Source organism: Pedobacter kyonggii, assembly GCF_004310665.1.
GTDB lineage: Bacteria > Bacteroidota > Bacteroidia > Sphingobacteriales > Sphingobacteriaceae > Pedobacter > Pedobacter kyonggii.
This window is the reverse complement of sequence record NZ_SIXF01000037.1, coordinates 21,638-43,118: the sequence shown is the minus strand read 5'-3', so window position 1 is coordinate 43,118 and position 21,481 is coordinate 21,638. Positions and strand designations below refer to the sequence as shown.

At 41.0% G+C, this 21,481-nt stretch carries 14 protein-coding genes; 9 read left to right on the top strand and 5 right to left on the bottom strand.

From position 1 onward, the window contains the following. The first annotated feature begins 1 nt into the window (after position 1). Together bshB1 and EYS08_RS22925 are read left to right on the top strand one after the other, a co-directional pair. Positions 2-718, top strand: coding sequence for a bacillithiol biosynthesis deacetylase BshB1 (gene bshB1, locus EYS08_RS22930; RefSeq protein ID WP_131032277.1), 717 nt, complete (start codon positions 2-4; stop codon positions 716-718). Between the two features lie 158 nt (positions 719-876). Beyond that, complete coding sequence (locus EYS08_RS22925) at positions 877-2,238, top strand: acyl-CoA dehydrogenase family protein (protein WP_131032276.1); 1,362 nt, start codon at positions 877-879, stop codon at positions 2,236-2,238. Between the two features lie 485 nt (positions 2,239-2,723). Here the strand turns inward: EYS08_RS22925 and EYS08_RS22920 are convergent, their stop codons facing one another. The 4 genes from EYS08_RS22920 to EYS08_RS22905 form a co-directional block, all read right to left on the bottom strand. Beyond that, positions 2,724-3,125 carry a hypothetical protein gene (locus EYS08_RS22920; RefSeq protein ID WP_131032275.1) on the bottom strand — a complete coding sequence of 134 codons (402 nt, stop codon included), beginning with the start codon at positions 3,123-3,125 and terminating at the stop codon, positions 2,724-2,726. Positions 3,126-3,127: 2 nt separating this feature from the next. Beyond that, positions 3,128-4,459, bottom strand: a complete 1,332-nt coding sequence (gene lat / locus EYS08_RS22915) for an L-lysine 6-transaminase (protein WP_131032274.1) — start codon at positions 4,457-4,459, stop codon at positions 3,128-3,130. A gap of 863 nt (positions 4,460-5,322) precedes the next feature. Next, positions 5,323-6,027, bottom strand: coding sequence for a response regulator transcription factor (locus EYS08_RS22910; protein ID WP_131032273.1), 705 nt, complete (start codon positions 6,025-6,027; stop codon positions 5,323-5,325). A 21-nt stretch (positions 6,028-6,048) separates the two neighbouring features. Beyond that, complete coding sequence (locus tag EYS08_RS22905) at positions 6,049-7,461, bottom strand: sensor histidine kinase (RefSeq protein WP_131032272.1); 1,413 nt, start codon at positions 7,459-7,461, stop codon at positions 6,049-6,051. A gap of 237 nt (positions 7,462-7,698) precedes the next feature. Here EYS08_RS22905 and EYS08_RS22900 point away from each other — a divergent pair, with 237 nt between their 5' ends. The 6 genes from EYS08_RS22900 to EYS08_RS22875 all read left to right on the top strand — a co-directional run bounded on the left by EYS08_RS22900 (position 7,699) and on the right by EYS08_RS22875 (position 17,932). Continuing rightward, positions 7,699-9,108: an alpha-L-fucosidase gene (locus EYS08_RS22900; RefSeq protein ID WP_131032271.1), complete on the top strand. Its 1,410-nt coding sequence runs from the start codon at positions 7,699-7,701 to the stop codon at positions 9,106-9,108. 165 nt (positions 9,109-9,273) lie between these two features. Further along, entirely contained in the window at positions 9,274-12,516 is a 3,243-nt protein-coding gene (locus tag EYS08_RS22895) for a SusC/RagA family TonB-linked outer membrane protein (RefSeq protein ID WP_131032270.1), read from the top strand. An 11-nt stretch (positions 12,517-12,527) separates the two neighbouring features. Next, positions 12,528-14,453: a RagB/SusD family nutrient uptake outer membrane protein gene (locus tag EYS08_RS22890; RefSeq protein WP_131032269.1), complete on the top strand. Its 1,926-nt coding sequence runs from the start codon at positions 12,528-12,530 to the stop codon at positions 14,451-14,453. A 12-nt stretch (positions 14,454-14,465) separates the two neighbouring features. After that, on the top strand, positions 14,466-15,734 hold the full coding sequence (locus EYS08_RS22885) for a DUF5000 domain-containing lipoprotein (RefSeq protein ID WP_131032268.1): 1,269 nt from the start codon (positions 14,466-14,468) through the stop codon (positions 15,732-15,734). An 11-nt stretch (positions 15,735-15,745) separates the two neighbouring features. Beyond that, entirely contained in the window at positions 15,746-16,954 is a 1,209-nt protein-coding gene (locus EYS08_RS22880; protein WP_131032267.1) for a DUF4998 domain-containing protein, read from the top strand. A gap of 36 nt (positions 16,955-16,990) precedes the next feature. Beyond that, a complete protein-coding gene (locus EYS08_RS22875) occupies positions 16,991-17,932 on the top strand; it encodes a hypothetical protein (RefSeq protein WP_131032266.1) in 942 nt (313 codons plus the stop codon). A gap of 601 nt (positions 17,933-18,533) precedes the next feature. Here EYS08_RS22875 and EYS08_RS22870 read toward each other — a convergent pair. Continuing rightward, positions 18,534-19,352 carry an alpha/beta fold hydrolase gene (locus tag EYS08_RS22870; RefSeq protein ID WP_131032265.1) on the bottom strand — a complete coding sequence of 273 codons (819 nt, stop codon included), beginning with the start codon at positions 19,350-19,352 and terminating at the stop codon, positions 18,534-18,536. A 479-nt stretch (positions 19,353-19,831) separates the two neighbouring features. Here EYS08_RS22870 and EYS08_RS22865 point away from each other — a divergent pair, with 479 nt between their 5' ends. Continuing rightward, positions 19,832-21,445, top strand: a complete 1,614-nt coding sequence (locus EYS08_RS22865) for a Na+/H+ antiporter (protein ID WP_131032264.1) — start codon at positions 19,832-19,834, stop codon at positions 21,443-21,445. Positions 21,446-21,481: the final 36 nt, after the last annotated feature.

The following is a 21,481-nucleotide window of genomic DNA, read 5'->3' as shown; positions in this document are numbered from 1 at the left end:
AATGAAATTAGATATTTTAGTGATAGCCGTGCATCCTGACGATGCAGAACTTTGCTGTTCAGGTACTATTTTAAAGCATATTGCCCTAGGTAAAAAAGTTGGAATTGTAGATTTAACCAGAGGCGAGCTGGGTACGCGTGGTACTGCAGAAACAAGAGATGAAGAGGCAGCAGATTCTGCAAAAATTTTGGGTTTACATGTTCGCGAAAATTTGAGAATGAGGGATGGATTTTTTCAGAATGATGAGTTTCATCGTTTGGAAGTGATTAAAGCCATTAGGAAATATCAACCCGAAATTATTTTAAGTAATGCGCTAGAAGACCGTCATCCCGATCATGGCAGAGCTGGCGATTTAGTTTACGATTCGGTTTTTTTATCAGGTTTACCGAAAATAGAAACGTCGGTAGATGGTGTTAAACAAGAAGTGCATCGCCCGAGGTTATTATTGCAGTATATTCAAGACAGATACTTAAAACCTGATATTATTGTGGATATATCAGACCACATGGATAAGAAAATTGAATCTATTAAGGCTTTTAAAACACAGTTTTATAACCCTGATGTAGATGGACTGCAAACTTATATTTCTTCACCAGAGTTTTTCGAAAGTGTAATTGGCCGTTCGAGAGAATTTGGTAAAAGCATTGGTGCCACTTTTGGTGAGGGTTTTACCTCAAGGAAATTGTTGGGTGTTGATAGTTTGTTTGATTTAAGGTAGTCTTTTTAACCGCAAAGAAAAGCATCCGCAAAGCTGTAGGGATTTGTCTTACTAAGATTTCCCTTTCTTTTCCTTCGCGAAAAACTTAGCGCCCTTTGCGGTTATTTTGACAGTCCAACAAAACCGCCCTTCGTTTGTTATTCTCCAAACGAATAATAATGGCGAATATATTCTCTTCTCTCAAAAACGCTTACAATCTTTTTAAACATGTAGATTTCGATAAGTTAGAAGCTTTATCGAAAAAAGTCGATTTACCCAAAATGGTCGAAACCATATCTAGTCTGGATGATAAACAGATCCAGGGGATGATGAAAATGATGGGTGGATCGGGTAAAAAGCGCGAATTGCCCCCAATTGAAGGTGATTTTTACCATTTGGGCGACGAAGCGCTCAACGATGAGGATCGCGAACTCCAGTTAAAAGTGCGTGCTTTTTTAGAAAAAGAAGTAAAACCCATTGTAAACCATTATTGGAACAAAGCCGAATTTCCTTTCGAAATTATCCCAAAACTTGCTGAACTTAATATTTGTGGCTTAACCTACAAAGGTTATGGCTGTCCGGGGAAATCAAATTTAATGGAAGGGATTTTAGCGATGGAAATGGCGCGGATTGACACTTCTATTTCTACTTTTTTTGGTGTACAGAGCGGCTTGGCCATGGGGTCGATCTATCTATGTGGATCAGAAGAGCAAAAACAGCAATGGTTGCCATTGATGCAGCAATTTAAAATTATTGGTGCATTTGGGTTAACTGAACCCGAAGTGGGCTCTGCTGCTGCTGGAGGACTCACTACAACTTGCAAAAAAATAGATGGCAAATGGATATTAAATGGCCAAAAAAAATGGATCGGTAACGCCACTTTCGCCGATATCTTAATTATTTGGGCAAGAGATGAAGAAAGTGGAGAAGTGAAAGGCTTTATTGTAAAAAAGGATAATCCGGGTTTTGCCGTAGAAAAAATGCAGGATAAAATGGCCCTCAGGATTGTGCAGAATGGAATTATCACTTTAACCAATTGTGAAGTAGAGGAAACAGACCGCTTGCAAAATGCAAACTCATTTAAAGATACAGCGAAGGTATTACAAATGACAAGAGCAGGAGTAGCCTGGCAGGCTGTTGGCTGTGCCCGTGGCGCTTACGAAAATGCATTGGATTATACCCGCACCCGAAAACAGTTTGGTAAACCCATTGCATCTTTTCAATTGATCCAAAACCATTTAGTTGAGATGTTGTCGAATTTAACGGCCATGCAAACATTATGTTTTAGGTTATCACAATTGCAGGATCAGGGCCTGTTGAAAGATGAACACGCTTCGTTAGCAAAGGTATTCTGTTCGTTACGTACACGTGATGTGGTGAGCAAGGCCCGTGAGGTAATGGGTGGTAACGGTATTTTATTGGAATATAATGTTGCGCGTTTTGTGGCCGATGCTGAAGCAATTTATTCATATGAGGGTACAAAAGAAATTAATACGCTGATTGTAGGTAGGGCCATAACGGGATTTTCTGCTTTTGTTTAGGCGAAACTCACAAAGTTAAAGGGCTAATGCGCTTGGGAGAACTTCTTGAGTTTAAGTGAAATAATACGAGATGTTTGTCAGTTTGAGCGTAGTCGAAGACTCATCGGAATAATAAATAACGGATTTTTTAGGGTTAGGAAACGAATGTCAGCATTTCATAGGTGCTGCAGTCCTGCCCCATTCGCTGTAGCCCGATGGAAACCTGTGAAACAAGCAAGCACACAAAATGTAACATAAACCGGTGCTTAAATCGGGGCTGCCGCTGCTGTCAGGTTTATTGAACAATGGTTTCTTTCAAAGCACTAAACTTTGTTCATAAACCCGATTGGCGTGGATGCCGAGCCTTTACCGATAAATCGGCACTAACTTAGCATCGGCAGAAACAAAAGCGGGACTGAAAATGCCAAAAGTACAGAACCCTTCATTTCCAAATCAATAGAAGTTAAGTTTTTTGGGTAATCAACTTCTCAAATTTTAGCCTTCTATTAATATGGATACTTATTAAACGCTGTCTGGCTCATCGCACTTTTTTCATATAGGGCAATACAGGATTTATTAAATGTTGGGTCGAAGTTTACCTCTCCTGGCTGTAATGTATTTGGAACATTTCCATTTTGCATAAAGAAGTAAACTTTCGTATTCCCGTATTTAGTATGGGGCATTAAATTGCCATAATCTTCCATTTCTTTCCATGCCGAATCTTTAACCGTAACTACATAAATCCGCTGTACCGGACCAGTATTGTTTGCATTTCTATACTTGGCAACTTCTTTAAAACCGGCTTTCATATCCTCAATCCCGGGCTGATCAAAAACATCTTTAATCATGAAAAAAATCAATAATAAAATACCTGCAACTAAGAAATAAACTAACGATTTTCTATTCATGCCTACAATAAAGGCAATATTTTTTCCATAACCGTCAAGCCTTCGTCAATATGTTTTTGTTCAATGCAAAGTGCTGGGCGGAAGCGTATCGTTTTTTCGCCGCAGCCCAAAAACATCACATTGTTTTCCAATCCTTTTCCAATAAATGCATTGCGCATTTCTTTTGTCGGGAAATCAAAAGAACACAACAAACCTCTTCCACGAACATTTGTCATTTGATCAAATTTATGTGATAGATTTTCTAGTTGATCTCTCAGGTAAGTACCCACTTTTTCAGCATTCTCACAAAGCTGATCTTCTTCTATAATCTGTAAGATCTGCGTAGAACGTACCATATCAACTAGATTGCCTCCCCATGTTGAGTTAATACGGCTTGGCACTTTAAATACATTGGTTTCAATTTCATCTACCTTATTACCCACAAGGATACCACAAACCTGCATTTTTTTTCCAAAAGCGATGATATCTGGTCGAGCTTTTTCACTAAAATGTTGATGACACCAGAATTTACCGGTTAACCCAACACCGGTTTGCACTTCATCATAAATCAAAAAAGCATCATTTTCATCGGCCAAAGCCTTAAGTTGGATCAAAAATTCTTCACGGAGGTGGTTATCTCCACCTTCAGATTGGATTGGCTCTACAATTATAGCACAGATATCGTCTTTATTATCAGCAAAGGCTTTTTTGATCTGCGCTAAAGATGTTTCTTCGGTTTGAATGGCATGACTTAAATTATTTCCCGAAAGTGGAAATTTAACTTCAGGAACAGCAACTCTTGGCCAATCGAATTTGGCAAACCACTTGGTTTTATCGGGTAGGGTATTGGTTAAGCTTAAAGTATAACCGGTTCTGCCATGAAAAGCTCTTTCGAAGTGTAAAACCTTAAAGCCTTTTTCTTCGGTATATCCTTTTGCAAAGTTTTTCTGAACTTTCCAGTCCATGGCTACCTTAATTGCATTTTCTACTGCTAAGCCACCACCAGCAATAAAAAAAGCGTGTGGCAGGTAATCAGGAATACCAACTTTGGAAAATGTTTCAACAAACTGTGCATACTGCTGGGTGTAAACATCAGAGTTCGATGGATTGGCTAATGCAGCGAGGAGAAGATTTTTTTTAAACGCTTCATCATTGATCATTTTAGGGTGGTTATAACCTAAAGGAACGGAAGCAAAACAAGTGAAAAAATCGAGTAAAGTTCTGTTGTGTTTAGCATCGTAAATGTAAGCACCATGACTTTTTTCCATATCATAAGTCAGGTCGAAACCATCGGCCAAAATGTGCTTACTTAACGATTCGTTAACGCGATCTGCAGGTATTGTTAATTGATACATAAACTTGGTTTTGGTATAATCCAAATTTAGTTAAATGTGCCTAAAATCAAAATTTAAGCACTTTTTGTGCACTTTGTACAAAAAATAGGTTTAAACAGTTTAAAGCAATATTTTGTGCAATACATTTTGTATTTCACGATTAATGTGGAAAACTTTTTTCGAAGACCTAAGAGGATGAGCTTCTTAGTGCACTTACACTAAGAGGGTATATGGGTATTCCCTGTCTCTTTTATTTTATTAATTTTAGCTATTGCTTTTATTTCTGATAGTTAAATTGAACTTTGTTTTCATTGCAAAATTATTTTAAACAAATTTGCGAATCTTCTCTTAATGGATTTCACAACATTGAAAAAGTGTGATTTTTTTTTATTCTAAAAACAAAGACCAGGTTTTTGAGAATTATACTGATTTTGGATACTTATTGCCGTAAATGTCGCAATAGATCTCTTTATTTTTGTTTTTTTATGTCGAATAAATTTAAAAGACTATTTGATTTCCAATTTATGGGAATCTTTAATAAGTATTTTTTACGCTATTTAAATGGTGTAAAATTTTGATTCTCAAAGTTTTTAAACTTGAGTCAAGCCCGCGAATTTTTGTCAACTAAGTTTGTGCGAATCATCTACTTATCTGTCAAAAGTGGGGAGAAACACTTTTACCGAAATCCCCACCTAATGCAGGGCTTTAGAATCAGATATTTGAATGGAGAAGGGGGCTGGGTCTTCTAAATAGAACAGGAACCAAACCCTATTGGTATAATAGCCTTTTAAAGCTTTTGTTTTGTTTAACATCAAAGACTTACCCATACTGATTGTAAAAATCAATTCTCATTTATTCCATAATTGCTAAATAATTGATTTCCATTATTTAACCTTTAAAATGTATCCTAATCCATATACATTCTCTATACTAACCTGTTCTGAAACCTTAAAAAGCCTGCGTAGCCTTGAAATGAATACTTCAAGGCTTTTTCCATTAAAATAATCATCATTTCCCCATAATGCCAATAAAATATCTTTTTTTTTAACTACCTGATTAATATTGCCTGCCAAATGATCCAGCACTTCGGATTCCCTTACGGTGAGGGAAACCTCTTTACCATCGGGCATTAGCACAAACAGCTGGTCCTTTTTGTACCTGATATCGCCAATATTGATAAATCCCAGGCTGTGTCCTGGCTGTGTCTTCGCACTGCTGGAAAACTTATTGATGATATTTCCTATCCTTAGTACCAGTTCTTCAATTTCGAACGGCTTTGATATATAGTCTATCGCACCGATTTTGAGGCCCCGGAGGCGGTCCTGTTTTTCATTGTGTGCGGTAAGAAAGAAAAAAGGCTGGTTGGTATTCATCTTTACCATCTCGGTGGCCAGATCAAAACCGTTCATGTCCGGTAACTGTACATCAATAATCACTAGTTTGTTGTCGAGCTGGCTTGAGCCATAGTAGTCCAGTGCGTCTGTAGCACCCTTAAACCATAGTACGCTGAAACCCCTCAATTTCAGGTATTCCGAAATCACGTTGCCCAGATCTATTTCATCTTCAATTATTATAATATCGTAAAGCATAAAATTCTATCGATTAATGATTTACACCGGTCGGGGCATGTGCACCAGAAATTCGGTTCCTTTTCCCAGTTCTGTCCTTACACTGATTTCCCACCCATGGATATCCAGGCACTGTCTTACATAGTACAGCCCAAGTCCCAGGCCGGGAACTGTATTGTCCTTATCGGCACGGAAGAACTTATCGAAGATTTTTGCCTTGAGTGTATCTTCGATTCCTTTCCCGTTGTCCTTGATATGGAGAATGTAACCACCTTTATCCTCGGTGATAAACAGCACCGTCATTTTTATATCGCTATGGTTGTGTTTGAAGGAGTTATCGAGGATATTCTGCAGCATGGTTGTAAAGACAAAAGGATCGATCATCATCAGTATTTCCGAACCATTGGGATCAAAGGTTAGGCTGTCGGGCTCATGGACTTTTATCTTATAGTCGTTGACCAGCGTCAGCACGGCATAATTTAGGTCTATTTCCTCTAAATTGATATTGTTGTTGATTTCCGAAATCTCCAGCATCTGGTTGATGTGGGAATGGAGCCTTCTGGCCTGCCTTTCAACGATATGGATAAGGGCCTTTACGCGGGTGCGGTCATTGAGTACTTCTTCTTCATCAAGGCTTTTGCTTGCCACGAGTATAGTGGTAATCGGTGTATTAAACTCGTGCTTTATACTATTAAGGAAGTCAGATTTAACATCTGTTTCCTTTTTCTGTCGCATCCAGTTGATATAGGTATAATAATTAATGCCGACAATAATAATGATGCACAGCGCGACCAGCGAAAATGTTGGCAGCATCTGATAGGCCACCTTTAGCGTGCGGCCCGGTGGATCGACAAAAAGATTGAAGGTAATTCTATAGTCGTAGACCAGCTTGCCGCTAACAGAAAGGTTGGTAACCCGGTTCTGGATGTTCGGATCGGTCAATGTACCGTCAATAATAACACCGTAGGGCGTCTTTTGGTCTGGTTTGAAAAGGGTATCGGTCTGGCTGTCGAATATTGTGATGTTACCGATATTTATATCGAAGTTTACTTCTATCAACTGAAAGGTGAGCAGGTATTGAAGGTTGGTGTCCAGCACGTTTCTTTTTACAATGGAGCGAAAAACACTGTCCATCGAACTTTTCCTTTGCAGCTCTGTGAGCAGCGTGTTGCTCACGCGTTGCGAAAGTTTGTTAAATGCTGTCCTGTTAGTCAGGTAAGTTTGTTTAAGCGCCGGCATATTTCTGGAGAGGACTGAATCGATGATTTTTCCACCACCGCTAAAAACCTTATCATCCGATATACTGCGTCCATATTCATCGTTTATCAGTGTCTTTTCCTTTAAACTATAATCTCTGTCTCTTAGTACATACGAATTATAGGTTAATCTGAGCTGTACCAGGAGCAAGATCAGAAAACTGACCAACACTACGGACTTATATATGCGATCTTTCATTTTATCCCTTAAAAATAGGCCTATTATTTCATAAATGCCCTAACGTTAAGCTTTTGTTAGGTTTCTGTTACGGTTTCGTTCGACAAATTTCGTCTATCTCAGATGTAGTTTTGAATATTGAAAAATAAATGGTGCCGTTTAACCGGATTTTTCTTGATTGAAAGAAATTGATAAAAATCTGTACAGCACTTCACCATTCAACAACTAACACAGATACATAAACCAAAAAGAAGAAAAATGACCTTTAAAAGGATTTTATCATTATTACTTATTGTCTCGGGAACAATATCTATTTACCCGGTAATGGCTCAGCAAAAATCAGCCAATAAACCTTTGCCTGAACTTCAACAGGATTTTGTTGATCTTGGCCTGGGTATGTTCATCCATTACGGCATGCCTACCTTTATGGATCAGGACTGGTCTGATCCTGATGCAGATCTTTCGTTGTTTCAATCGCCGAAGCTCGATGCAGATCAATGGGCAAAAGCAGCAAAGTCTGCTAACATGACTTATGGCTGTTTAACAACCAAACACCACAGTGGATTTCCAATCTGGAATACCACAACCACCGCATATAATGTAATGAATACGCCACTAAAACGCGATGTGGTGAAAGAATATGCTGATGCATTTCGTAAGAATGGTTTAAAGGTAATGTTATATTATTCTATATTGGATACCCACCATGGCATTCGTCCAAACCAGATTACTCCAGCGCGTGTAAAGATGATTAAAGATCAGATTACCGAACTGTTGACCAATTATGGTGAGATCACCGCCTTAATTATTGATGGATGGGATGCACCATGGTCGAGGATTTCTTATGATCAGGTACCTTTTGAAGATATTTATTATTTAATTAAATCATTACAGCCAAATTGTTTGGTAATGGATCTGAATGCGGCTAAATACCCTACACAGGCGCTGTTCTACACTGATATCAAATCTTACGAGCAAGGTGCCGGCCAGTTTATTTCGAAGGAAAATAATAAGCTTCCCGCACTCGCATGTCTTCCATTGCAGGCCAACTGGTTCTGGAAAACATCTTTTCCAACTACTCCCGTAAAAAATGTAACTGAGCTGGTTTACAAGTTTATCATTCCTTACAATGGCGCATATTGCAATTTTATATTGAATGTAGCCCCGGGCAAAAATGGCCTGATCGATGATAACGCGTTAGCGGCACTTAAAGAAATGGGGCAGATTTATAAGAAGCCTGTAGCTCTTCCACGCATACCAGCACATCCGGCTCCGATCATTTCAAGTAATATTGCGAAGCACATTAAGAGCAACAGTAGCTGGGGTGATGATATGAACATTATGGATTTTGCCAATGATGATGATTTTGGTTCGAGCTGGTCTTCAAATCACACCGTAAAATCGCCATGGTATGAGCTGAACTTCGAAAAGGCTGTTCCATGCAACATGGTTGTGCTAACTGCAGGTAATAACCGAAAAGCCACTTATAGCTTCCAATATTATGCAAATGGCAAATGGAACGCTTTAGCGGTAAAAAATGAGGGCGAAAAAAAGGTGAGCATTTTTAGGTTCGAGCGCATCTGGTGCGAGAAGATTAAGGTAATCATTAACGATTTTGATAACTCGCCTGCAATTGCAGAGCTGGGCGTGTTCAACGAAAGAAGGTAATAAAATAAAACATTTAGCCGGATCATATGCTGACCCGGCTAATTTATTTAAGCGCTTTTCCCTTGTCTCGGCATTATTTGAGCTAAGAAGATACTGTACTGATCAATCTAACTAATCTGATCAATATTTTTTTGAAATAAATCAACACTTAACCAACCAAACTTTATGAACCAAAATTTTACTGATAGGATAAGGCGTTTGCCTTATTTTGGGAACATATGGATACTGCTCTCGGTATTCAGTACCTGTATGCTGCTCCTGGGCAGCCCCACTTTTGCGCAGCAGGGCGCAACAATCAAGATTACCGGAACCGTTAAAGATTCTCTTGGTTTAGGTATACCCGGGGTTAGCCTTCAGGTAAAAGGGCAGAGTGCTATGGGGACTATTACCGATGGCGATGGTAAATTTTCTCTGAATGCTACGGCTAAATCGCCCGTGGTAGTCTCATCTGTAGGTTTCAGGCAAACTACTTTTATTGCTGATCCACTAAAACTCAAGGTAGACCTGATACTACATTCAGATGATAACAATCTTTCTGATGTAGTGGTTACTGCTTTTGGAAAAAAAGAGCGAAGAGAAGCCATGGTAGGATCGGTTACCAGCATCACACCTTCAAAACTGAAAATTCCATCAAGTAATTTGACCAATGCCCTGGCCGGACAGATTGCCGGGGTAGTGGCCTACCAACGGAGTGGCCAGCCAGGATTGGATAATTCTACGTTTTTTATCCGCGGGGTAACCACATTTGGCTACAAGCAAGATCCATTAATTTTGGTGGATAACGTGGAACTCACGCCAACTGATTTGGCAAGGTTGCAGGTTGATGATATCGCGAGTTTCTCGATATTAAAAGATGCCAGTGCAACTGCGTTATATGGTGCCAGGGGTGCCAATGGGGTAATTTTAGTGACCACCAAAGAAGGTGTAGAAGGCAATGCGAAGGTAAATGTACGTTTTGAAAACTCCATTTCGCAGTCTACTCAAAACCTTGAGATTGCCGATCCCATTACCTTTATGAAGATGTACAATGAGGCGCTAACCACAAGGAATCCTTTAGCGGTGCCCAGGTTTAGCCAAAATGATATTTACAACCGCGAGCAGACCTTAAGTGGTGCGCCGGGAAGCAACAAGTATGTTTACCCTGCCGTAAACTGGATAGATGAACTTTTTAAAACCAGCACCAACAACCAACGGTTGAACGGGAGTGTAAGCGGTGGCGGAAAGATTGCAAGATACTATATTGGTACATCTTACAACCGCGATAATGGGATCCTAAAAGTGAGCCCGGTAAATAACTTCAACAATAATGTAAAGCTCGAAAATTATCAGCTCCGCTCCAATGTCAACATCAATGTTACGCCTACCACAGAGGTGGTACTGAGGCTTTCGGGTACTTTTGATGAGTACAACGGGCCAATTACCGATGACGGTTCTTTTTCTGCCGATCTTTATAAAAAGGCACTACATACCAGCCCGGTACTGTTTCCTGCATTTTACCCTGCCGATCCATCGCTGGGTATAGATACACACATTCTTTTTGGAAATAGCTCAACAGAGGGTACCGGAAATACCGTGGGTTTTTCCAATCCTTATGCAGACATGATGAAAGGATATAAATCTTTCTCCAGGTCAAGAATGTCGGCACAGTTAGAGTTGAACCAGGACCTGAATTTTTTAACAAAAGGTTTGACCTTTAAAGGACTTTTTAATACCAACAGATATTCCTATTTCGACCTGACCAGGCAATATTCTCCGTTTTTTTACAATGTAGCATCCTATGATAGGATCAGCAATCAATATAGCCTCAACTGGATTAATAACCAGCCTGGCCAGGCTTCAGAATACCTGAGTTTCGAGCCCGGTTTTAAGGATATTAATACTTTTGTTTACATGCAAGCGGTTGTAGATTACTCGAGGCAAATCGGTAGTAAACATAACATCAGCAGTACCTTAATTGCAACCAGGCAACAGCGTTTATATGCCAATGCCATCGATCCGGCTACCAATTTATCCAGCCTTCAATATTCGCTTCCTTACCGCAACGTAGGCCTGTCAGGAAGGTTAGGCTACTCGTATGATAACCGGTATTTTGCTGAATTTAATTTTGGTTATAACGGATCGGAGCGTTTTGCCGAGAAAAACAGGTTTGGTTTCTTTCCAACTATCGGCGGTTCATGGGTAATTTCCAACGAAGCTTTCTGGGACGGAGGGTTAAAACAAGCTGTGAGTAAGCTCAAACTACGCGCAAGCTATGGCCTTGTAGGTAACGATGCCATTGGCGCACAGCGTTTCTTCTATCTTTCGAACGTGAACCTGAATGGTGGTAACCCTGCTTATTTCGGGCAGGCAAACAGTGTTACCAGGCCAGGGGTAAGCATTACCAATTATGCAAACGATGCAGTGACATGGGAAACCTCCAGGCAAACGAATATTGGACTGGAAATCAGCCTTTTCAAAAGCCTGAATATCATTGCAGAAGTTTACAAACAACACCGTTATAACATCCTGATGGAACGTGCTTCAATTCCTTCAAGCATGGGCTTAGAATCCGGAGTAAGCGCCAACCTGGGTACTGCTGATTCGAGAGGGATAGATTTTTCTGCCGATTATAGCAAAACATTCAGGGGAGGATTTTGGATGTCGGGAAGGATGAATTTTACCTTTTCGCAAAATAAATACGGACAATACGAGCAGCCAGCCTATAAAGAGCCATGGAGAATACTCTCCGGACAGAAAATCGGGGTAAGATGGGGCTACATTGCCGAGCGCCTTTTTGTCGATGATCAGGAAGCTGCTGCTTCGCCTACGCAGCTTTTTGGCGCTGGGGCTTCGGCACCTAAGGGAGGAGATATTAAATATACCGATGTAAACAATGATGGCAAGATTACCGAAGCCGATCAGGTGTTTATTGGCCTTCCTTCCACACCTGAAATTGTTTATGGTGCAGGGCTTTCAATGGGATTCAAGAAGATAGACCTTTCGCTTTTCTTTCAAGGTGTAGGCCGCACGAGTTTTTTTATTGATCCGTCACAGGTTAGTCCATTCCTATCCAACAGGCAGGTGCTTCAGCCCTTTGCCGATAGCCACTGGACAGAAGAAAATCAGGATTTATATGCCAAGTACCCACGTTTGGGAACCACCTCTTCCGAGATCAGTAATAACCTTCAAACCAGTTCGTGGTGGATGCGGGATGGTGCTTTTATCAGGCTCAAATCGGTAGAAATCGGCTATACTTTCCCTGATAAGTTATCAAAAAAGGCATTTCTGTCTAATTGCAGGATCTATTTCAATGCACTAAATCCGCTCACCTGGAGCAGGTTCAAAGACTGGGACCCGGAACTGGCCTCAAATGGCTTCAGCTATCCGATCCAGAAGGTATATAACATCGGAATCAACGTAAACCTATAAGCACGCTAGTAATGAAATTCAACATAAAACTTCTCATACTCATTGCAGTGATTTCGGGAATGACCCTTTCCTGCAAGAAATACCTGGATGTAACGCCAGATAATGTGGCCACAATCGATTATGCTTTCAGAAACAGAAATGAGGCAGAAAACTACCTTTTTACTTGTTACTCTACCTTGCAGAACATGGGGCCGTCCAATAGCGATGCTGCTTTTACTACTTCCGGAGAGATTTATTTTCCAAATACCTTAACAGAGGCCACATTGGGGACTAGGGAGGCAGAGCAAGGCTTCCACCTCATCAGGGGCGTACAAACGACTGATAACCCTTCTTTAAATTATTGGGATGGCGAACAGCTTGGTCAGCCTATTTTTAAAGCCATCAGAAGATGTAATATTTTCCTGGAAAATATCGACCGTCCGAAGGACCTGGCTCAATTTGAACGCAATCGCTGGATCGCGGAGGTAAAGTTTTTGAAGGCCTATTACCATTTTTATCTTTTGAGAATGTATGGCCCGATCCCATTGATTAAACAGAACCTGCCGATAGATGCTGGAACGGATGAGGTAAGGATAAAACGTGCGCCTATTGACCAGGCATTTGCTTATATCGTATCCTTGTTGGATGAGGCTACGCCCGATCTTCCACGTACCATACAGGATCCGGCAAGGAGTTTAGGCCGGATTACGCAGAATATTGCCCTATCGGTAAAGGCAGAAGTACTCACCACACAGGCAAGTCCATTTTTTAACGGCAATCCCGATTATACTGGTTTTAAGGATAAAGATGGTGTAAACCTTTTTCCTGCGGCTTTTAGTGCAGAAAAATGGAATAAAGCGATGCTGGCCTGCCAGGCTGCGGTAAAATCCTGCGAAGAAAGCAACCTTTCACTTTACCGTTTTACCTCTCCGGGCAATCTTCCAACTATACCTGCGCCATTGAAAACAGTGATGGACATCAGGCAGAGCATTACCGAGAACTGGGAGAAAAATCCGGAGGTAATTTGGGCACTTAACCCTGAATTTGGCTTGCAATCAATGGCTATGCCCAGGCTCACCAATGCCATGGTACAGAATATGGGCGGCACGCCAGGAAATTTTGCCGTACCCATTGGAATGGCCGAGCTGTTTTATTCGAAAAATGGTGTGCCAATGGCTGAAGATACTGGTTACGATTACAGAGGACGTTATGCCGTTACTGCGGCAGGTACAGAAAATAAATACTATTTAAAAAGCGGTTACCAGACCATAAAAATGCACATGGATCGGGAGCCTCGCTTTTATGCCGATTTATCTTTTGATGGAAGCTGTTTTTTTGGTAACGGTCAAACAGATCCAGAAAATATGCTCTATGTGCAGGCCCGTGGCGGAACTTCATTGGCTGGCCCTAAAGATAATATCAGGGTTAACGTATCAGGCTACTGGCCAAGCAAACTGGTAAATTACCAATCTGTTTTTGGTACAGAGGTTACCCAGGCAAGTTTCAGGATGCCGCTAATCAGACTGGCCGGACTTTATCTGCTGTACGCAGAAACGCTTAACGAGGTAAATGGCCCAACGGCAGATGTTTATACCTATATCGATAAAGTACGCGCACGTGCAGGCTTAAAAGGTGTTAAAGAGTCGTGGGCAAGCTATTCAACTAATCCCGGCAAGGCTTCGAGTAAAGATGGCCTTCGGTCAATCATCCAACAGGAACGACGAATTGAGCTTTGTTTTGAAGGCAGAATAGGGTGGGACTTAAGGCGCTGGAAAGTGATGCAGGATGTGCTCAGCAAACCACTTCAGGGCTGGAATATTCAGGATACCACACCTGAAGGTTATTACCGTCAGCGTAATCTGATAATTCCTGTATTTGGCCTGAAAGACTATTTGTGGCCACTTAAATACAACGACTTGATCGTAAATCCGAACCTGGTTCAAAATCCTTATTGGTAAATTAAATAGAAGATGATGAAAATTAGATCAAAAATATATAACTGGCCTTTTGCATTGCAGTTTATTGTCATATTACTTGTGGCCTGCTCGTTCTACTCCTGTAAAGAAAGCGAAGGTTTTAATGAGGTGGTATCGAAAGATATGACAAAACCCGGAGCACTTACTGGAGTAAAAGTAGAAAACCTGGCTGGAGCCGCAGTAATTTCCTATGTGCTGCCCAATTCCGAAAATCTGCTGTATGTACAGGCAGAATACCGCATCAATTCGCGGACCGTAAGGCAGAGTAAATCTTCTTACTATAGCGACACGATCAAGGTAGAAGGCTTCGAAAAAAGCGGCGATTATGATGTTACGCTTTATGCCGTATCGCGTGCAAATGTGAAAAGTGATCCTGTACAGGTACGTGTACACCCCGCTACACCATCTTATCTGTCCGTTTATCCAACAGTTCAGCTTCAGGCTGATTTTGGCGGGGTAAATGTAATCGCCAGTAACCCGGCTAAGAAGCCAATCGGGGTGATTGTGATTTCCAATGACAAAACAACAGGGAAAATGCTTCCGATAGAACAGTTCTACACCGAAGCCGAAAATATTAATTTTAGTGTAAGGGGATTTGATACCCTAAAAAGAGATTTTGGCGTATATGTAACCGATAGATGGGGAAATATATCCGATACCTTATACAAATCAATCAGTCCCATATTTGAGATTATGGTACCAAAAGCGCAGTTCAGCGAATATCGGTTACCATCAGATTCTCCACTGGGTGCAACAGGCCTTGGATGGAATACTTCGAGGTTATGGGATAACAATACTTCCGATCCCGGCTGGCATACAGAGGCCGGTTATAGCAAGCCTCTTCAGCTCTGCACATTTGATATGGGTGTACTTGCCAAGCTCAGTCGCTATAAATTGTGGGAAAGAGGAGAAGCCTATGGTAACGATTATTCTTATAATCATGGTAATCCTAAGGCTTGGACACTCTGGGGATCAGCCAAAACTGCACCGGCAGATATTGAGTTGCCCGTAAGTTCGGCAAAAGGAACTGTTGTAGGCGATTGGATCAACCTAGGGAATTTTAACTGCCCGCCACCGCCTTCTGGTAATTCTCCCGGACAAACTACACCGGCAGATCTCGCCGCTGTAAAAGCCGGGTTTGAATTTAACATTGCACTTGATATTCCTAAAGTGAGGTTTGTCAGACTGGCTGTTAATTCAACCTGGGGGAATGCAGATTTTGCTCATGTGATGGAATTATCTTTTTGGGGAAATACTAACTAAAATTAAAGCAGATGACAACTAAACATATCAACAGCATTTTAATGGTTTTTACGGCCATTGTGGTTCTCTGTGGCTGTAGCAAGGATGCGCTAGATTACAGAAAATACCTTGACGGAAAAGAACGTATATATCCAGGTTTTGCCGGCAAAGTTGGTGCAGCGCCAGGCAATTACAGGATAAAACTAAACTGGAAGGCAAGTCCCGATCCGAGTGTAACCCATTACCGCATATTCTGGAACAATTCGGCAGATTCATTGGAAATGAAAGCGCCAGACCGAAGCGTTCCTGATGTATCTGTAATTATTCCCAAACTGGTAGAGTATAATTATTCCTTTACCATTTATTCTTATGATAAGGCTGGCAATAAATCTGTGCCTGTTCAGATTAGCAATGTAAAGGTTTATGGCGATAGCTACAAATCGAGTCTAACCAACAGATTTCTGGTTTCAACAGATCCTTATCAGCTGGATGATGACGGCATTACACTCAATTTTGAAAAACCAGATACCATCAATATTACAACAGAAATACGCTATACCTATAAAGATGGTACCATTCATAAAAGCGTGTTAAGTCCTGATGAAAATTCGATCAGGCTTGCCGACTACAAAACCGGAACCAAGATTTATTTCAGGTCGGCCTATGTGCCGGTAAAATCGGCGATTGATACCTTTTATACAGCAGATTTCGATTCTTTGAGCAATATTATGGTGCCAGTGGATAAATCACTGTTTCGTCCGCTAAAGCTGGCGAATGATGTGGGTACTTATTCTAGTGAAACCTCTTTATCGAAACTTTGGAATGGCAATAAAGCGCCAACAGGATATCCGGATATTTTCCATAGCGACGATAAGTCAGCGCTTCCACATCATTTTACTTTTGATATGGGTAAAGCGATAGCCAACCTTGCTCAGTTCGAAATCATCGGGCGCGACTGTTGTAATAATCCTACCAAATTTGAAATCTGGGGAATCGAAGATATCACCGGTGCTGAAACACAATCTCCAGGCAATTCGGCAGGATGGACAGCAGAATCAAGGGGAAGAGGTTGGACTTTGCTCAAAACCGTAGAGCGTTCGGATGATGGATCGGCACCCTTTAAGGTTAATCTTCCTGATGGGCTGCCTGCGATGCGGTATATCCGTATCCGAGTGATAGAAGTAGCCAGTGGCGATGCTTATTACAGCAACATCAGTGAAATATCGTTCTGGAACAAATAGGCTTTCTCTCCTTTACAATGAGGAAATAATACAATTATGAATAAAACTAAAACAATCATTTATTTACTAGTCCCAATTTTCTTATTGGGACTAGTTTCAAGATCCAGCGCGCAGCTTAAGGATCAATCTACCAAAACAACAAGCACTCCTGATTCTGTGTGGAAGGAACACTGGTTTGAGCACCATGAGGAGCTGAAACTTGTAGGAAGCAATGCGGATGTGTCTGTTTTTTACGACAAAAACATGCCGACCAATGTTAAATGGCCTATAGCCGTAATGGCAGAGTGCTGGGCCTATGTTAAACGCAATTATGGCGATTACGGACCAGACCCAAAACTGTATGTGATCCTGCACCGCGCAATGGGTAAGGATTATGGAGGAGGGCATCCATCACCTTTTTTTGATGAGAGCCATGATTACCGCAACGTGATAGATTGTGGTTTAGCGCAATGGAATAATCCTACCGGCGAACAGATTGGCATGCCGATACACGAGATGGGACATATCGTAACCAGCGCCAGCCATGGTACAAAAGGCTCGCCCTCTGACGTATTGTGGGGAGATAGTAAGTTTATGGAGATTTTCAATTATGATGTGCTCAAAAACATCGGAATGGCCAACGAAGCCCATAAGGTATTTACACAAATGCAAACCCAATACGACGACTTTCCGAGACAGGGAACACAGTGGTTCAAAAACTGGTTTTTCCCTATTTATAGTAAGTATGGTGAAGGAAAGGTACTCAATAGGTATTTTGAACTCCTTGCATTAAACTTCCCAAAAAACAAAAGCGGGCGGTACAAAAGAAATCTGAATTTTGGAGAATTTATTCATTTCTGGAGTGGTGCATCTGGAGTAAACCTACAGGATGTTGCTGAAAAAGCTTTTGGTTGGCCGATTGAATATGATCTTCAGTTTAAACAGGCCCAAAAGGATTTTCCGAAACTAAACTATGAAACTAAAGGCAGCAGCAGATAGGGTGTATGCTATCATTTAAAATATTCCCTTTGATGCTTTGTTAAATCAGGAGCCTGAGCAGACATCAATGGGAGAGGTATCCGGTGAGGACCGGTCATAAATTCAGTCTTAATGAGATTTGATTCTTGTTGTGTGCTGATTTAATTTGGTGAAACATAGGCTGTGGCGGATACCAGGCCTATGTTTTTTTTACGGGAATTGTTTCTTAAGATAAAGTGTGAGATATCGTCGTTGCGAAGAGGAACGATGAAGCAATCTTAATGCGCCCGCTATTAGCGATCAATGTAAGATTGCTTCGTCGGCTGAAAAAGCCTTCTCGCAATGACGATTTTTCTTGCCTAATCTTTGCGTCTCGCTAAGTCATTACAGGATATCGTCATTTCGAGCGGAGTACAACGCAGTCGGGAACCAAGAGAAGTGCTCACCATAGCTAAATCAATTTTCCATTTTAATTTGGCTCATAGATCTCTCCATTCCGCAATGCTCCAGTCGAGATGACGACTTTCCTATGGAGGCATGTCAATGGTAGCTTGTCGAAGGACCTTTTTAAATACAATTGCAGTCATTTCGACAAGCTTAATGTGACAGATTTATAAATATTTTACGATTTAATAAAGGCTAAAATATCCTTGTTAATTGTTTCTGCCTCTGTTGTAGGCATACCATGAGGGAAACCTGGGTAAGAGATCAGTTTTCCGTTTGGTAATAATTTTGCCGCTCTTGGTGCCTGGTTGAAAGGAACAATCTGGTCGTCTTCTCCATGCAACACCAATACCGGAATTTCCACACTTTTTAGATCTTCAGTGAAATCTGATTCCGAAAATGCTTTAATCCCCTCATAATGTGCCAATACAGACCCCATCATGCCCTGGCGCCACCAGTTGTGTTTTATTCCTTCCTGAACGGTTTTACCATCACGGTTCCAGCCGTAAAATGCTACCGGGAAATCGTAAAAATATTGGGCTCTGGTAAAACCTGTACCTTGACGGATTTCATCGAATATCGCCAATGGCACACCTTCCGGATTGCTTTCGTTTTGGATCATAATCGGCGTTACTGCACTGATTAAAACTGCTTTTGCAACGCGGCCTTTTCCATGTTTCGCAACGTAACGGATTACTTCACCACCACCTGTGGAGTGGCCAATGTGAATGGCATCTTTCAGGTCGAGTGCTGCTGTTAGTTCTGCAATATCGGCTACATAGGTATCCATATCATTGCCATTGGCACTTTGACCTGAGCGGCCATGCCCACGGCGGTCATGCGCAATCACCCGATATCCCTGTTTCAGGAAAAACATCATTTGTGTATCCCAGTCATCTCCAGATAATGGCCATCCATGATGAAAAACGATTGGTTGTCCCGTTCCCCAATCTTTGTAATAAATTTCAGTTCCGTCTTTTACTTTGATCGTACTCATAGCTTTTTTATGATTAATTTTAATTGTTTAAAGCAGTTTTTGCGAATTACCCAAAATTAATATTGATGTTAAGGTAATCACTAAACTGTATCTTAAGTTTCGTGCTGACTTATTGCAACTTGCGATCCATTTTGTTAAGTATTTGATTTTTAGTTATTTATTATTTATTTGTTGATTATTTATTTGCTTTATTTCGTTAATTTACGGTAGTTGTTTGGTAGGATTGATTTCTACTTAATGATTTTTGATTATGCTTTGGCAGTGAGATAATCGTATTGATTAAACCAACAACCTGGAGCATTAGTTTCTGGCATTATCATATTACCCATTTATTGTTTGTTTAGTGGATTTCAGCAATTATTCCAGGTAAAATCATGTTATATCGTCAATTGCTTTGCTGAAACAACAACCCTTTAAAGCTCAAGTAACTGGTTATTTGTTGATTATATTTGTGGTTTGTTTTTTGTTTTGAAAAAGCTATGCACTATACCCTTCTTCAGTTCATTATTTTACTTTCAGCAGCTTTTCTGTTGATTATGCTGGCGCAAAAGGTAAAAATTTCCTATCCTATATTTTTAGTAATTGCCGGTCTAGGTATCAGCTATATTCCGGGTATCCCGCCAATGTCTATAGATCCTGAAATTATATTTCTGATTTTTCTTCCTCCGCTGCTTTATGAAGCTGCCTGGTATACCTCATGGAATGATTTCTGGCGCTGGCGCAGGCCGATCAGTTTGCTTGCTTTTGGCCTGGTTATTATCACATCGGTAGCCGTTGCATTTTTAACCTCTTCCATGATTCCCGGTTTTACACTCGCTATGGGCTTTTTGCTTGGGGGCATTGTTTCGCCACCTGATGCCATTGCGGCAACATCAGTATTGAAGAATATTAAAGTGCCAAAACGGATTACCACCATTTTGGAGGGCGAAAGTTTGGTTAACGATGCCTCAAGTTTAATTGTGCTCCGTTTTGCCTTAGCTGCGGTAATTACAGGGCAGTTTTCGCTTTCAAATGCAGCAGGTGACTTTTTCTTAAGTACTGTTATGGGCATTGTAATCGGATTGGCCGTGGCTCACGTATTATATCTTATCCATCGGTTTTTACCTACTACACCCAGCATCGATGCTGCCATCACTTTAATTTCGCCCTATTTTATGTATCTGGCTGCTGAGCAGTTCCATTTTTCGGGCGTGATGGCTGTGGTAAGTGGGGGTTTGTTTTTATCGTACCGGTCGCACGAAATTTTTGTAGATGGGCAGAGCCGATTGCAGGCCATCAATGTATGGGCAACATTAACCATGATCCTAAATGCCTTGGTATTTATTTTGATCGGATTGGAATTACCGATCATAATGGCCGGTTTAGAAGGTTATTCAATTTGGGAAGCTTTTAGTTATGGACTGATCATTAGTGCACTTGTAATTGTACTCCGCATCGCCTGGATTTACCCGGTAGCTTTTATACCAAGGTGGCTATCTGCCAAGGTAAGAAGGAGTGAAGCCCACCCAGGCTGGAAAGGCCCGTTAATTATCGGTTGGGCTGGAATGAGAGGAGTAGTTTCTTTGGCCGCGGCACTCTCATTGCCTATTACTACTGCTGCCCACATTAATTTTCCACACCGTAACCTGATCATCTTCATCACGTTTGTGGTTATTTTGGTTACCCTGGTTTTTCAGGGCCTTACTTTGCCTTATATCATCAAGGCGATCAACATTTACGAAATCGATCCACTGGTACCTGATGAGCAACAAGAGGCCAGTATTAAACAGCGGCTATTAAAGGTTTCGTTAAACCGCTTAAGGGAAAACTACGCAGAGGAAATAGAAGGAATTGGATTGGTAAATGGTTTGAAAAATGAACTCGAGAACAGTTTAAACCATACCTCCAGAAGACTCGAATCGATGGAGTGCGAAGCGATCGAAAATGCAGAGATGGAAGTTTATAACCATATCTTAAAAGATATTTATCATATCCAGCGGCAAGAACTTCACAAAATCCGCAAGGAAAAGCAATTTAGTGATGAAATGATCAGGAAGCAGGAAATGCAGATCGATTTATCAGATACCAAAATTCCGCATAAGAAATTGCAGTAAAATAATGGCTAAATGGTTTATACAGCAGTGACCAGG

Excerpts from the sequence above, each read along its gene's own strand:
- bshB1 (WP_131032277.1), top strand. The coding sequence starts at position 2 with ATGAAATTAGATATTTTAGTGATAGCCGTGCATCCTGACGATGCAGAA.
- EYS08_RS22925 (WP_131032276.1), top strand. The coding sequence starts at position 877 with ATGGCGAATATATTCTCTTCTCTCAAAAACGCTTACAATCTTTTTAAA.
- EYS08_RS22920 (WP_131032275.1), bottom strand. The coding sequence starts at position 3,125 with ATGAATAGAAAATCGTTAGTTTATTTCTTAGTTGCAGGTATTTTATTA.
- lat (WP_131032274.1), bottom strand. The coding sequence starts at position 4,459 with ATGTATCAATTAACAATACCTGCAGATCGCGTTAACGAATCGTTAAGT.
- EYS08_RS22910 (WP_131032273.1), bottom strand. The coding sequence starts at position 6,027 with ATGCTTTACGATATTATAATAATTGAAGATGAAATAGATCTGGGCAAC.
- EYS08_RS22905 (WP_131032272.1), bottom strand. The coding sequence starts at position 7,461 with ATGAAAGATCGCATATATAAGTCCGTAGTGTTGGTCAGTTTTCTGATC.
- EYS08_RS22900 (WP_131032271.1), top strand. The coding sequence starts at position 7,699 with ATGACCTTTAAAAGGATTTTATCATTATTACTTATTGTCTCGGGAACA.
- EYS08_RS22895 (WP_131032270.1), top strand. The coding sequence starts at position 9,274 with ATGAACCAAAATTTTACTGATAGGATAAGGCGTTTGCCTTATTTTGGG.
- EYS08_RS22890 (WP_131032269.1), top strand. The coding sequence starts at position 12,528 with ATGAAATTCAACATAAAACTTCTCATACTCATTGCAGTGATTTCGGGA.
- EYS08_RS22885 (WP_131032268.1), top strand. The coding sequence starts at position 14,466 with ATGATGAAAATTAGATCAAAAATATATAACTGGCCTTTTGCATTGCAG.
- EYS08_RS22880 (WP_131032267.1), top strand. The coding sequence starts at position 15,746 with ATGACAACTAAACATATCAACAGCATTTTAATGGTTTTTACGGCCATT.
- EYS08_RS22875 (WP_131032266.1), top strand. The coding sequence starts at position 16,991 with ATGAATAAAACTAAAACAATCATTTATTTACTAGTCCCAATTTTCTTA.
- EYS08_RS22870 (WP_131032265.1), bottom strand. The coding sequence starts at position 19,352 with ATGAGTACGATCAAAGTAAAAGACGGAACTGAAATTTATTACAAAGAT.
- EYS08_RS22865 (WP_131032264.1), top strand. The coding sequence starts at position 19,832 with ATGCACTATACCCTTCTTCAGTTCATTATTTTACTTTCAGCAGCTTTT.